Source organism: Actinacidiphila acididurans, assembly GCF_016918855.1.
Classification (GTDB): Bacteria; Actinomycetota; Actinomycetes; order Streptomycetales; family Streptomycetaceae; genus Actinacidiphila; species Actinacidiphila acididurans.
Genome location: NZ_JADKYB010000022.1, coordinates 146,443 through 159,347 on the forward strand (window position 1 = coordinate 146,443; position 12,905 = coordinate 159,347).

Annotated in this window: 11 protein-coding genes; 4 read left to right on the forward strand and 7 right to left on the reverse strand. The window is 71.7% G+C overall.

The genetic code is table 11. The annotated features are described in order from the left end of the window. Window positions 1–1,500 carry a hypothetical protein gene (locus ITX44_RS32165; RefSeq protein ID WP_205361805.1) on the reverse strand — a complete coding sequence of 500 codons (1,500 nt, stop codon included), beginning with the start codon at window positions 1,498–1,500 and terminating at the stop codon, window positions 1–3. A 620-nt stretch (window positions 1,501–2,120) separates the two neighbouring features. On the opposite strand from ITX44_RS32165, the gene ITX44_RS32170 reads away from it, so the two are divergent. Next, window positions 2,121–3,101, forward strand: coding sequence for a quinone oxidoreductase family protein (locus tag ITX44_RS32170; protein ID WP_205361806.1), 981 nt, complete (start codon window positions 2,121–2,123; stop codon window positions 3,099–3,101). A 95-nt stretch (window positions 3,102–3,196) separates the two neighbouring features. Here ITX44_RS32170 and ITX44_RS32175 read toward each other — a convergent pair whose 3' ends face one another. The 4 genes from ITX44_RS32175 to ITX44_RS32190 form a co-directional block, all read right to left on the reverse strand. After that, window positions 3,197–4,117, reverse strand: coding sequence for an RNA polymerase sigma-70 factor (locus ITX44_RS32175; RefSeq protein WP_236062109.1), 921 nt, complete (start codon window positions 4,115–4,117; stop codon window positions 3,197–3,199). A 140-nt stretch (window positions 4,118–4,257) separates the two neighbouring features. After that, window positions 4,258–5,190 (reverse strand): NAD-dependent epimerase/dehydratase family protein, encoded by a 933-nt coding sequence (locus ITX44_RS32180; protein WP_205361858.1) that lies wholly within the window; start codon window positions 5,188–5,190, stop codon window positions 4,258–4,260. Between the two features lie 173 nt (window positions 5,191–5,363). After that, window positions 5,364–5,576 (reverse strand): hypothetical protein, encoded by a 213-nt coding sequence (locus tag ITX44_RS32185; RefSeq protein WP_205361809.1) that lies wholly within the window; start codon window positions 5,574–5,576, stop codon window positions 5,364–5,366. A gap of 77 nt (window positions 5,577–5,653) precedes the next feature. Then, window positions 5,654–6,691 (reverse strand): aldo/keto reductase, encoded by a 1,038-nt coding sequence (locus ITX44_RS32190; RefSeq protein WP_205361811.1) that lies wholly within the window; start codon window positions 6,689–6,691, stop codon window positions 5,654–5,656. A 146-nt stretch (window positions 6,692–6,837) separates the two neighbouring features. Between ITX44_RS32190 and ITX44_RS32195 the strand changes: the two genes are divergently transcribed. Continuing rightward, the gene (locus ITX44_RS32195; RefSeq protein WP_307795592.1) at window positions 6,838–7,554 is read left to right on the forward strand and encodes a TetR/AcrR family transcriptional regulator; all 717 of its coding nucleotides are present in this window, start codon (window positions 6,838–6,840) and stop codon (window positions 7,552–7,554) included. Window positions 7,555–7,567: 13 nt separating this feature from the next. On the opposite strand, the gene ITX44_RS32200 is transcribed toward ITX44_RS32195, so the two are convergent. After that, a complete protein-coding gene (locus ITX44_RS32200) occupies window positions 7,568–8,785 on the reverse strand; it encodes a class I SAM-dependent methyltransferase (RefSeq protein WP_205361813.1) in 1,218 nt (405 codons plus the stop codon). Between the two features lie 188 nt (window positions 8,786–8,973). Between ITX44_RS32200 and ITX44_RS32205 the strand changes: the two genes are divergently transcribed. Continuing rightward, window positions 8,974–10,239, forward strand: a complete 1,266-nt coding sequence (locus ITX44_RS32205; RefSeq protein ID WP_205361815.1) for a glycosyltransferase — start codon at window positions 8,974–8,976, stop codon at window positions 10,237–10,239. 4 nt (window positions 10,240–10,243) lie between these two features. Here the strand turns inward: ITX44_RS32205 and ITX44_RS32210 are convergent, their stop codons facing one another. Next, window positions 10,244–11,353 carry an alpha/beta hydrolase gene (locus ITX44_RS32210; protein WP_205361817.1) on the reverse strand — a complete coding sequence of 370 codons (1,110 nt, stop codon included), beginning with the start codon at window positions 11,351–11,353 and terminating at the stop codon, window positions 10,244–10,246. Window positions 11,354–11,751: 398 nt separating this feature from the next. Here ITX44_RS32210 and ITX44_RS32215 point away from each other — a divergent pair. Next, window positions 11,752–12,905: glycoside hydrolase family 99 protein (locus ITX44_RS32215; protein ID WP_236062078.1), on the forward strand; the 1,154-nt coding region annotated here is incomplete at its 3' end.

The window sequence follows — 12,905 nt, forward strand, 5'->3', positions numbered from 1 at the left end:
TCAGGACGTACGGTCGGCCGACGCGGCCCCGGGCGTCTCGGTCAGGCGGAAGCGGAACGTCCGGAACAGCTCGGTCTCCCGCCGGTGGGCGCCGCGCAGCCGCAGCGCGCAGCTGATCAGGGCGTGGTCGACCATGGTCAGCCGGGTGCCCTCCTCGCGGCCGTTCTCGGAGAAGCGGTCGATGACCCAGGTCACCGCGGACGCGCCCCCGTACCGCGCCCGGGGTGCGAACAGCCGGTCCGCGACGCCGATCTCGCCGAAGGCGTTCAGCGAGTAGCTCAGCGGGAAGGGCCGGTTGACCCGGTCCTGCTCGGTCCGGTCGTGGTCGCGGAAGGCGTCCGCCTGGCGCTCCAGGGCCTCGTCGGTGATCAGGTCCGTCCGGCCGGTGATCATCGCGGTCTCGATCAGGTACGGGTAGGCCACTCCGTGCAGGAAGAAGTCCTCGCCCGGGTCGATGTCCTGCCACCGTCCCACCGCTTCCTCGAGGTGGGCGTCCAGGTCCGGCACCTGCTCCGTCAGCCGGCCGAGATTGTGCAGGGCCACCACGTAGTACAGCGTCATGTGGGCGCGTTCCGACCGGGAGATGGTCCCCATCAGCTCCTTGATCTCGGCCAGCCGGTCCCGCCCGTACCGCAGGTACTCCACCCGGCCGGACATCGCGATCGCGTTCAGCAGGGTGAGCAGCGGATACGTCTTGGCGAAGCGCGGCGTCACCGGCTGCGGGAAGGACACCTCGTTGCCGGGGTCGAAGGTGCGGTCCAGGTGGTCCAGCACCTCCTTCATGTAGTCCCGCTCCCCGTCGAAGACCAGCGCGTCGTAGCCGAGCAGCGAGATCACCGACAGCAGCATGGAGGCGGCGCGGACCCGGAAGAAGGGCGAGGGAATGCGCTCCAGCAGGTCCAGCGCCTCGCGGACGTGGTTGCGCGGGCCGGTGACCAGCCGTTCCTTCAGGCCGAGTTGGCCGAGGGCGAGCATGACCGCGGAGTAGGCGGAGAGCCGTTCGTAGTCGCCGTGTCTGTTGCCGTCCTTGATCCGGTCCGGTTGGATGCCGTCGACCGCGGCGAGGATCTCCGCCGGGAGGTCCACGCTGTCGTTGACCAGCAGTCCGGGGTCCATCTCCAGCTTGGCGAAGGTCTCCAGCAGGATGCTGCCGGCGATGACCCGGTAGTAGGCGTTGCCCTCGGCCCGGACGGCGGCCACCACCGGGCCCAGCGCCCGCCGCACCTGGGCGGGCGACGGTTCGGTGCCGGGGTTCGCGACCGTCAGGATCAGTTCGGTCAGCAGCCGCGCGAACACGGTGTAGGTGTGGAACGGCATCTTCGCCGCCAGGCGGTCGAAGGTCTCGCGGATCCGCGCCGCGGCGACGGAGTCGTAGTCCACGGGGTACTGGCCGAGGCCGATGCCCCGCACCATACGGCTCCACGGCGTGGCGATCATGCGTGACTCGTTGGGCAGGGCGTCCAGCCCGGACACGGGCAGTGCGAGCGAAGCGATGGCCATGGGTCATGCCTTCCGGTGGGACGGTCATGGTGGGCCGGCGATTGGGTGCGGCCGGCGTGATTTCCCCGGTTCTTTTTCGTTCAGGACGCGGAGGGCCCCGGCGGGAGGAATGGAATCCCGCGTTCCGCTGTTTCCTGCGGTGAACCGAAAAGGGAATGACTCGACACTCCGGCGCCGGGGCGGCGCCGGAAAGAGTGGAAGCGCTGTGCGAGTGAGCGGCTCAACTGTAGGAGGCAGCTGTCCGGCCACTCAAGGGCCGTCGGCCGCTATGACCGGAAATCGTCCGAACCTTTCCCCAGACCTTTGAGATCAATGCAGGTCAGCGGCTTTATGGGCAGCCTGTGAGGCAATTCTGCCCTTGCCTGAACTGTCGGTTGTCGGGCCCCTTCGGTGAAACTATTGGGTCAGCAGTGGCCGCATTTGCTTTGTGGTGAGAAGCCGGTCCGAATTACTGCCGTGTTTCCTTCGGGTAACCGTTTCCGTGTCACCTTCGACGGATGGTGTCAGGTGTGCGACCGGGCGGAGAATGGTTCATACTCTCTTCGGCATTGACCGCCCGGACAACGATTGATCACTTCACCGCTTGATCACCGCTTGATCACCACTGAGGGGAGCACATCGTGCGCGCCATCGTTTTCGAGGAGCTCGGCGGCCCGGAGGTCCTGAAGATCGCGGAATTACCCGATCCGCAGCCCGGCCCCGACGAAGTGGCTGTTGCCGTCGCGTACGCCGGAGTCAACTTCTTCGACCTCATGGCGCGCTCGGCGGGCCACCGGGTGGCCGCCCTGCCGTTCGTCCCGGGCGTCGAAGTGGCCGGAGTGGTCCGCGCGGTCGGGGAGCGGGTGACCGGGTTCGCCCCCGGCGACCGGGTGACCGCGTACACGGCCGCGGGCGGCTACGCCGAGACGGCCGTCGTACCGGCCGCCACAGCCTTCGCCCTGCCCGAGGGAATCTCGCTGCGCACCGGGGCCGCACTGCCGAACATCGTGCCCACCGCCTACGCGCTGCTGCACGACATGGCCCGGCTCCAGGAGGGCGACCGCGTCCTCGTCCACAGCGCGGCCGGCGGCGTCGGCACGATCGCCGGCCAACTGGCCCGCAGGGCAGGCGCGTCGGCGGTCTACGGGGTGGTCTCCGACCTCGGCAAGGCCGAGCACGCCCTCGCGTACGGCTACGACCTGGTGTTCACCGCCGACACCTTCGCCGACGACGTGCGGGAGGCCACCGGGGGCCTGGGCGTGGACATCGCGCTGGACCCGATGGGCGGCGAGGTGCTCCGGCGCACCCTCGGCACCCTCGGCCGCTTCGGACGGCTGCTGTCCTACGGCAACGCCGCGGGCGGCGACCTCTGGCAGGTCGGCCCCGGCGACCTGTCGACGCTCGGCGCCGCCGTCGCGAGCTTCTCCCTGCCCCGGCTGGCCGCCGGCGATCCGGCCCGGCTGCGCCGTATCGCGGACCGGTCCTTCCGCCTCGTCGCCGACGGGGAGATCCAGGTGCCGGTCACCGCGGACTTCGACCTCGCGGACGCGGCCGACGCGCACCGGCTCCTGGAGTCCCGGACCAGCACGGGCAAGCTGCTGCTGCGCGTGTCGGAGCGGTGAGGCCGGTACGCGACCGGTGAGCGGGCCCGTATCCGGGCGACCGTGAGCGCTCCGCCCCCGTGGCCGGAGCGCTCCTCGGTCAGTCGGTCAGTCGGTCAGTGGGTCAGTCGGTCAGTGGGTCGGTCCACGGACCCCCGGATCAGGTTCGCCTCGCGGTTGAGCGCCCAGATGTCCGCCACGGGACCCATGTGCGCGAGCTTGTCGGGGTTGAGGACCGTACGGATCGTGCGGACCCGTCCGTCCAGGATGTCGAGGGTCAGGGTGCTGAGCACCCCGCCGTCCTTGTCGCGGACGACCGCGCCCGGCTGGCCGTTGACCGTACGCGGCTCCGTCACGACACCGGCTCCGGCGAACACCGGGCGGAGCGCGGCGATCACGTCGATCACGTGCTCCGGGCCGGCGACGTACTCGGCGAACAGCGGGGCCTTGCCACCGGCGTCGTTGACCATGCTGACATCGGCGGCGAGCACGGCCCGCAGTCCGTCGACGTCCCCCTCCCGGAAGGCGTCGAAGAACCGCCCGGCCAGCCGCTCGCGTTCCTTGCGGTCCGCCTCGAACCGGGGCCGGCCCGCGTCCATGTGTCTGCGCGCCCGCACCGCGAGCTGCCGGCACGCCGGCTCCGACCGGCCCACGGCCGCCGCGATCTCCGGGAAGCCGAACGCGAACACCTCCCGCAGCACGAACACGGCGCGCTCCAGCGGGCTGAGCCGTTCGAGCAGCAGCAGCGCCGCGGTCGACAGCGAGTCGGCCAGCTCCGCCGAGCGCTCCGGGTCCTGGTAGGGGTCGGTCAGCAGCGGCTCGGGGAACCACGGCCCGACGTACTCCTCGCGCCGGACCCGGGCCGAGCGCAGCACGTCGATCGAGATCCGGGTCACCACCGCCGACAGGAACGCCTTCGCGGAGGCGGGCCGGGCGGCGGCGGTCTCGTAGCGCAGCCAGGTCTCCTGGACCGCGTCCTCGGCTTCGCCGACGCTGCCGAGGATGCGGTAGGAGATCGAGAAGAGGAGGGGGCGCAGCTCCTCGAACTCCTCGGTGCGGGTGGCTCGTTCGGTGTGGGTCGGGTCGGTGCCGGTCGCCTCGCCGCGGGCCGTCCCAGTGCCGGCCTGCTCCGTACGGGTCCGATCCGGAACCGGGCCCCGGCCGCGGTCCGCGCGGCTCACGCGAACTCCTCGGCGAAGCCCTGCCGCCAGGAGGGGTGGCGCGGCTGCCAGCCCAGCTCCCGCTTGGCCTTGGCGTTGGAGAAGGCGCGGCCCTGCGTCATCATCACCACCGCCTGCTCCCCGGCCAGCAGCCGGGCCAGCCACACCGGCACCCGCATCGGCCGTTTCGCGCCCGCGCACGCGGCCAGATGCGGCAGCCACTCGCTCGCCGGGGCCGGTTCGTCGTCGACGACGTTGAACACACCCCTGGCCTTCTGCTCCACGGCCAGCACGGTGGCGCTCGCAGCGTCGTCGAGGTGGATCCACGAGCTGTAGCCCCCGGCCCGCCCCACCAGCGGGAACTGCCGCTTGCGCACCAGCTCCACCTGGTCGTCGATGGCGCCGGGCCCGTAGAACGCCCCGTACCGCAGCACCGCGCCCCCGTACCGGAGGACGACCTCCTCCACGTGCCGTATCGCCTCCATCCCCACCTGCGCCGGGGTCCCCGCCATCATGTCCAGCGGGTCCTCCTCGGTCTTGACCCACCCGCCCTCGCGGATCCCGTTCCAGCTCGCGTACCCCTGCGCCACGATGTGCTCGACCCCGGTCGCCTCGGCCGCGGCCAGCAGGTGGTTCGTCCCCTCCCTCCGCAGCCGGTTGGTGCCGGCGAACCACCGGTCGGGGTGCTTCAGATCGGGCTTGCCCGCATGCGCCATCGAGATCGCGGTCATCTGGTGCACGATCACCTCCGGCCGCGCCGCGGCCACCGCCTTCCCGACCGCCACCCCGTCCAGCCCGTCCATCACCACCCCCTCCGCCCCCAGCCGCTCCAACTCCGCCACTTTTGCCGCACTCGTCGTCGTGGCCGTCACCTGGTGCCCCCTCCCCACCAACTGCGGCACCAGCCGCCGCCCCAGCACCCCACTCCCACCCGCCACGAACACCCGCATGTCCCTCACCCTCTCCACGTCCTTTTCCCTTCCTCCCCCGGTGACGAGACAGCGGTCCGGGCTGTGACATGGGCAGGTGGACGGCGGGGCGGCTGAGCCTTTCCGCGGCAGGTGGATGAGGGGTGGTACGTGCCGGGGGGCGGGCAGCACGGGCCCGTTGCGCGAGGACGGGTTCAGCGACCTGCGCCGCGCTCGCGTGAGCGACGTCGTTGCGGGCGGGGGCGGAAGCGGTCGCGTACCGAAGCCGCGGTCGTCAGCGTGCCGACGCACAGCAGGACGACGGAGAGGACGCGGAGCATCCCGTCGTTCAGGGCCTGGTAGCCGAACCGGACAAGGGCCAGGCAGGTCAGGACGCCGCTGCCCAGGGTGCGAAGGCGCTGCGTCATGTGCGCTCCCGGATCAATGGCTGCCGCAACTCGACGTGTCGAGTGTGCCATTGGGGCGGGACGAAGCGCGACGGCGGTCACGCGGCCGCGCGTTCCTCCGCGGGGCGGCGGCGGAGGGTGGGGTGGTGGAGGGGTGGGGGGAGGTAGGCGGAGCCGTCGAGGGTGCCGATGTCGGTGCCGGGTGGGACGATCTCGTCGATGCGGTCGAGGATCTCGTCGGAGAGGGTGACGTCGAGGCCGGCGAGCAGGTCGGCGAGGTGGTCCATGGTGCGGGGGCCGATGATCGCGCTGGTCACGCCGGGGTGAGCGATGGTGAAGGCCATCGCGAGGTGGGTCAGGGGCAGGCCCGCCTCCTGGGCGAGCGGGATGAGGCGTTCGACGGCGTCGAGGCGGTGCTCGTTGCTGAATTGCTGGAGGAGCGGGGCGCGGCGCAGGTCGGTCCGCTGCCCCTTGCGGACGCGCCCGGTGAGCATCCCCTTCGCGAGTGGGCTCCAGACCAGCGTGCCCATGCCGTAGCGCTGGGCGACCGGCAGCACCTCGGACTCGATCCCGCGGTTGAGGATCGAGTACGGCGGCTGTTCGGTGCGGAAGCGCTCCAGGCCGCGCCGCTCGGCCACCCACTGGGCCTCGACGATGTCGGAGGCGGGCATCGTGGACGACCCGATCGCCCGCACCTTGCCGCTGTGGACCAGGTCGGACAGCGCCGAGAGCGTCACCTCGATGTCGGTGTCGGGGTCCGGCCGGTGGATCTGGTAGAGGTCGATGTGATCGGTCCGCAGGCGCCGCAGCGAGTCCTCGACCGCGGTCATGATCCAGCGCCGGGAGTTGCCCCGCCGGTTGGGGTCGTCGCCCATCGGCAGATGCGCCTTGGTCGCGAGGACCACGTCGTCCCGGCGCCCCTGAAGCGCCTTCCCCACGACCTCCTCGGACGCGCCGCGGGAGTACGCGTCGGCGGTGTCGACGAAGTTGATCCCCGCGTCGAGCGCCCGGTGGATGATGCGGATCGAGTCGTCGTGGTCGGCGTTGCCGATCGTGCCGGGGGCCCCGAACATCATGGCGCCGAGCGCGTAGGGGCTGACCTTGATGCCGGTCCGACCGAGGGTGCGGTACCGCATGCGGTTCTCCAAAGGTCGAGGTAGCGGTCGGGGTTCGAGGCCGGGACATGGCAGGCGCGCCGCCGGTGCCGTACCCTGAACCTAAGCGGAAAGCTATTCCGGAACTATACGGAAAGGCTTTCCGGTAAAGCAAGCGAAGGAGTGTTGTGACGGAGGATCCGACCCCTGCCGCGGCCGAGCAGCCGCACGGCCCGGCTGCCTCGACCGGTCCCACGGACCCGGCCGACTCGACGGGCCCCACCGACCCGACCGCCCCCGCGGGCCCCGGCGCCGTACCCGAAAGCGCCCCGCGAAGGCAGCGCGCCGACGCGCGGCGCAACCTCGACTCCCTGCTCGAAGCGGCGAAAGCCGTCTTCATCACCTCGGGCGTGGACGCACCCGCCAAGGAGATCGCCGACCTGGCCGGCGTCGGCGTGGGCACCCTCTACCGCCACTTCCCGCAGCGCTCCGACCTGGTCAAAGCCGTCTTCCAGCGCGAGGTCGACGCCTGCGTGGCCGCGGGCCCGGCCCTGTCCGCGAACCACGCCCCCGGCACGGCCCTCACCGAATGGATCGACCGCTACACCGAGTTCCTGGCCACCAAACGCGGACTCGCCACCGCCCTCCACTCCGGCGACCCCGCCCTCGAGGCCCTCCCCGCGTACTTCATGGAGCGCGTCGGCCCCACCCTCGGCGCCCTCCTCGACGCGGCCGCGGCCAGCGGCGAGATCCGCGCCGACGTCACCCCCCGCGACCTGCTGCTCGCCGTCGCCGGCCTCTGCGCCCCCGTCGACCACGAGGGCGCCGCCTTCAGCCGGCGCATGGTCGCCTTCCTCATGGACGGCCTGCGCTACGGCGCCGTCCCGCCCGAGCCCCGCGGCTGAAGCACTCGCCTCATCAACCGCCGGCCGGATCCCGGCGCGCCACGATGCGGTAGGCGTTGGCCAACCGGCCCCGGCCCCCGCACACCGCGGCCGCCTGGTCGAGCAGGCAGGCCAGCGCCAGCAGGGGAACACTGCCGAGACGAACGGCGTCCCGCAGCACCAGACTCACCCGGTCGGGCGGTTTCGCCAGCCAGGGCACGTCCCCGGGCGGAGCAATCGCGTTGACCAGAAGCCAGCACCCGGCCAGCAGATCGATCGGCAAATGGGCCTCGCCGTGCTGTTCGGCCACCACGGTGAAGCCCAGGTCGCCCAGCCTGCGTCCGAGATTGCCGGCCGGGATCAGATGCAGATGCTGCGGCTGGAGCCACGGCAGCCACCAGCGGCCCAGCAGGCGGCCGTAGGGGGAAGCCGGATCGGGCACCTCGATCAGCAGCAGCCCCCCGGGGCGCAGTACACGCCGGGCGGCGGCCAGCTCCCGGTCCGGGTCGGTGCTGTGCTCCAGGTAGTGGAACATGCTGACGACGTCGTAACGACCGGCCAGCCCGGTGGCCAGCTCAGGGAACGTACCCCGGTAGCCGCGGGCCACCCGGCCGTCGCGTTCGGCTCGTGCCACGCTCTCGCTGCGGTCCAGGCCGTCGAAGACCGTGGCGGGCAGGAGCTCCCGGGCCGCCGCGCAGAAGTCGCCGTCGCCGGTGCCGACGTCCAGCCAGCGTTCCGGCGCCGGGGCGAACGGCAGGACGGGACCGGCGCGCCTGCGGTGACCCGCGGCCGTGACCCTGCGGACCACCGCGTTGCAGGCCCCCAGCACCCCGGCGAGCCGCTGCTCGCCCAGCCCGTCGTAGAAGTCGCGGTAGTAGAAGTCCAGGCCCGCCGGGCTGAGCCGGGGGTTCTGGAAGACGTGCCCGCAGTCCTCACACTCGTCCAGGACGAAGCGCCCGGGCTTGCGCTGCACGAGGTCGGTGGTCCGCAGCCGTTCGCGCAGCCGCGCGGAGCCGCACCAGGGGCAGTCCGGGCGGCGGGGGAGGAAGAAGCGGCCGGTTCCCCCGGCCAGCTCCTTCGCGTAGAGCGGGCGCAGGGCGGCCACCCGCCGGCTCCGGCTGTCCCGGTAGGTGTCCCGGCTGCCGTCCCGGTCGCTGTCCGGGGCGCTGTCCGGGGCGCTGTCCCGGTCGCTGTCCCGGTCGCCGGGAGCGGACGGGGACGGGGACGGGGACGGGTCGTGGAGGTCCGGCATCGCTCGTGTCCCTTCACGGGGAAGACCAGGCTCGCACGGGACCGGGACGGCCGCCCGCTGGCGGGCGACGGAGGGGTACGCCGCAGGTGGACTTACGGCGGAGGCGGCGCCCGCGCCACAGGTCGCGCCGGTACGGGTGCGCTCCTACCGTGAGGCGGGGGCCGCACTCCACACACGGCGAGGCGCAGATGGGTCGGTCCGTAGTGATCATCGCCGCGGGCTCCCGCGGGGACGTCCAGCCGTGCCTGGCGCTGGGCCGGGCGCTGACCGGCCGGGGGTACGCCGTGCGGGTGGTCGCCAGCCCCCGCTACCACGACCTGATCACGGAGGCGGGCCTGGATTTCCACGCCCTGTCCCACGACCCGGCCGAGATCGTCGCGTCACCCGAAGGGCAGGCACTGCTGGCCGGCGGACGGACCCCGATCGGGTTCGTCCGCGGATTCCAGCGGGTGCTGGGGCCCCTGCTGGCCCGTATGCTCACCGAGGTCCAGGCGGGCGCCGAGCAGGCCGATCTGGTGGTGGCCCCTTCATTCGGCTTCCTGGGCCTGCACCTGAGCGAATACCTCCGGGTCCCGCACGCGGTCGTGCACTTCCAGCCGAGCCAGCCCACCAGGGCCTTCCCGCACCCCATGGCGCCGGGCGCGCGGTTCCTGGGGCCGCACGGAAACCGCCTCAGCTTCCAGGCGGTCGACCTCGCGTCCTGGACGGTGAGCCGCCGCATCGTCAACACCTGGCGCCGCGAGCACCTCGGCCTTCCCCCCATGTCCCCGCTCGCACCCTTCTCCCGGGTGCGGCGCGCGCCCGTGCTGTGCGCGTTCAGCCCCGCCGTCGTACCCCGGCCCGCGGACTGGGGACCGAACGTCCACCTCACCGGCTTCTGGTTCCACGAACAGCCCCGGTGGACCCCGCCCCGAGCGCTCCTCGCCTTTCTGGCCGCCGGGCCCCCGCCGGTGTACGTGGGCTTCGGCAGCATGCGTACCCGTGACCCCGGGGCCACCGACCGCGCCGTACGGGAAGCGCTCCGGCGCGCCGGGCTGCGCGGCGTGCTGGCCGGGGACCCCGCCGCGAGCGACCACGACGTCCGCGGCGATCACGACATCTACGTGGCCGACGCGATCCCGCACGACTGGCTGTTCCCCCGTACGGCCGCGGTCGTCCATCACGGCGGGGCGGGTACGACCGCCACGGCGCTGCGGGCCGGGGTCCCGTCCCTGGTCTGCCCCTTCTTCGGCGATCAGCCGTACTGGGCCGAGCGGGTGCACCGGCTGGGCGCGGGCCCCGAGCCCCTGCCGGCCGGCCGGATCACGGTCGAGGCCCTCACCGGTCGGCTGCGCGCTCTCACCGCCGGACGCGGTTACGCCGAGGCGGCCCGGCGGGTGGGCGCGGCGCTGGCGGCGGAGGACGGGGTCGGGCGCGCGTGCAGTGCGCTGGAGGGGATGCCGGCCGCCGGGTAGCCGGTCACGCCGTCGTACGTGGCGTGCCGGTCGTTCCCGTGGCCGTACCCGACGTACCCGACGTACCCGTCGCGCTCGTCGCGCTCGTCGGCGTCCGTCGCGCCCCGGCTTCGAGCTCCCTCGTCACCGTCCCCCAGACGAGGTGGAGTTCCCGCTTCCAGTACGGCCACGAGTGCGTCCCGGGAGCGTAGATGTGCGTACTCACATCGACGCCCGCCGCCCGCAGCGAGGCGGAGAACTTCTGCACGTCGGGCAGGAGGACGCCTTCCAGCGTCGAGGCGGCCACGGCGACCGGGTCACGGTTCGCGTCCAGCGGCCCCGTCGTACCGGTCCCGACGGACAGGTGCACCTTCGTCCCGCGGAAGTTCCGTACCATCGCGGCGGGGTTGTGGGCCTCCCAGTTGGCGGCCTGCTTCTTCGGATCGCCCCAGACCTTGCTGTAGTCGACATCGTTGCCGGCCAGCCAGTTGCCCAGCAGGATGGACGCCCGGATCCACGGGTCGTCGATGTCGACGGTCGGGCTGAATGCGGCGACGTAGCGGTACAGACCCCGATGACGCGCCGCGTAGTCGAGAGCGCCTAGCGCGCCCATCGACAGTCCGATGATCGCCCGCCGCGTATTCGCCCGGAAATCCCGCTCCATGAGCCGGACGAGCTCGCCGGTGTGGAAGGTCTCCCACAGCGGCCAGCCGACGGACCAGTCCGAGTACTGTCCCGCCTTGCCGGCGTCGGGCATCACGATCAGCGTGTCGGAGTCCTGGGCCAGCGTCTCGATGTCCGTCTCCCGGGTCCAGGACGTGTAGTCGTCGTTCCCGCCGTGCAGCAGGTAGAGCACGGGATACGTACGCGTCCGGTCGCTGTCCCAGCTCCTCGGCAGAATGACCCGCACCGGCACGGACCCGCGCATGGCCGGGGACTCGACGGTCAGGTCGAGCATGCGCGCGTCGAGCCGTTTGACGGCCGTGACCCGCGCCTCGCCCGCCGCCCGGGCGGCCGCGGCAGCCGCCGTCCCCGGCGCCCACAGCGGTGACAGAAGCACCAGGCAGACGAGCACGCACAGGCTCGTCAGTCTCGCCCGGCCGGCCGACTTCGCGACCCTGAAGCTGAACGGCATGGCCCGAGGACCTCCTAAGGCCCCCCTGAAATACGATGATCCGGCGGCTCATCGTGACATAACACATCGTCAGATCCGCTTCCCGCCGGGCCGTCCCGGCCGGCGAGGCGCAATGATCACTCAGCCGGCGGACAGCGGTGGACCGGTGGCGGATCAGCGGTGGACCGGGCCGCGGCGCGGGGCGCGGCGACGCGGAACCCGCCCCGCGCAGTCCGTTCCGCAACCCCCCATCAGGGCACTTCTTGCGTGACTTCTGTCAATTATTTCGCGTTACGCGCGAAGTATTGCGGCTTGATAACCGCGTGGTTACGATCCCACGCACCAGACTTCCGGCTCGCTGCCATGTGCCCAACAGTCCCGGCCGCGGCGGGAGTTGACAGCCGATCGGAGGAGTCCAGATGGGTGTCACACGCAGGACGTTCCTGCAGGCCGCGGCCGCGGTCACGGCGGCCGGCACGCTGGGGGTCGCCGAGACCGCCACCGCCGGACCCGCGGCGGCGGCCAGCGCGCCGGGGGACGTGGTGGGCAAGGTCACCGTCGGGTATCAGGGCTGGTTCGCCTGCATCGGCGACGGCGCCCCGATCAACACCTGGTGGCACTACAGCGCCAACGGCGGGCAGCCGCCGTCCCCGTCGAACACCACCATCGTGGCCTGGCCGGACGTACGCGACTTCACGCACACGTACCCGACCGCGTACGCGAACCTGGGCAACGGCCAGCCCGCGTCGCTCTTCTCGTCCTACGACCAGCAGACCGTGGACACGCACTTCTCGTGGATGCAGCAGAACAACATCGACGTCGCCGCACTCCAGCGCTTCAACCCCAACGGCAGCGAGGGCCCGACCCGCGACGCCATGGCCACCAAGGTGCGCAGCTCCGCCGAGAAGTACGGGCGGAAGTTCTACATCATGTATGACGTGTCCGACTGGACGAACATGCAGTCGGAGATCAAGACCGACTGGACGAACAAGATGTCGGCGCACACCGCGTCGTCCGCGTACGCGCGGCAGAACGGCAAGCCGGTGGTGTGCGTCTGGGGCTTCGGCTTCAACGACAACCAGCGGCCGTTCACCGCGGACGCCTGCCTGGACGTGGTCAACTGGTTCAAGGCGCAGGGCGTCTACCTGATCGGCGGCGTGCCCACCTGGTGGCGTACCGGCGATCGCGACTCCCGGCCCGGCTTCTCCGACGTCTACCACGGCTTCCACATGCTCTCGCCCTGGATGGTCGGCCGCATCGGCAACGTGGCCGACGCCGACAACTTCTACAACGTCGCCACCCTGCCGGACCTCGCCGAGTGCAACACGTACGGCATCGACTACCAGCCCTGCGTACTGCCGGGCGCGGTCACCCTGCGCCAGCGCGCGCACGGCGACTTCATGTGGCGGCAGTTCTACAACCACGTCCGCGCCGGCGTGAAGAGCTTCTACATCTCGATGTTCGACGAGTTCAACGAGGGCAACCAGATCGCGAAGACCGCGGAGTCGCAGGCGTGGGTGCCGACGAATTCCGGTTTCCTGGCGCTGGACGAGGACGGTACGGCGTGTTCCTC

Excerpts from the sequence above, each read along its gene's own strand:
- ITX44_RS32165 (WP_205361805.1), bottom strand. The coding sequence starts at position 1,500 with ATGGCCATCGCTTCGCTCGCACTGCCCGTGTCCGGGCTGGACGCCCTG.
- ITX44_RS32190 (WP_205361811.1), bottom strand. The coding sequence starts at position 6,691 with ATGCGGTACCGCACCCTCGGTCGGACCGGCATCAAGGTCAGCCCCTAC.
- ITX44_RS32185 (WP_205361809.1), bottom strand. The coding sequence starts at position 5,576 with ATGACGCAGCGCCTTCGCACCCTGGGCAGCGGCGTCCTGACCTGCCTG.
- ITX44_RS32205 (WP_205361815.1), top strand. The coding sequence starts at position 8,974 with ATGGGTCGGTCCGTAGTGATCATCGCCGCGGGCTCCCGCGGGGACGTC.
- ITX44_RS32200 (WP_205361813.1), bottom strand. The coding sequence starts at position 8,785 with ATGCCGGACCTCCACGACCCGTCCCCGTCCCCGTCCCCGTCCGCTCCC.
- ITX44_RS32210 (WP_205361817.1), bottom strand. The coding sequence starts at position 11,353 with ATGCCGTTCAGCTTCAGGGTCGCGAAGTCGGCCGGCCGGGCGAGACTG.
- ITX44_RS32180 (WP_205361858.1), bottom strand. The coding sequence starts at position 5,190 with ATGCGGGTGTTCGTGGCGGGTGGGAGTGGGGTGCTGGGGCGGCGGCTG.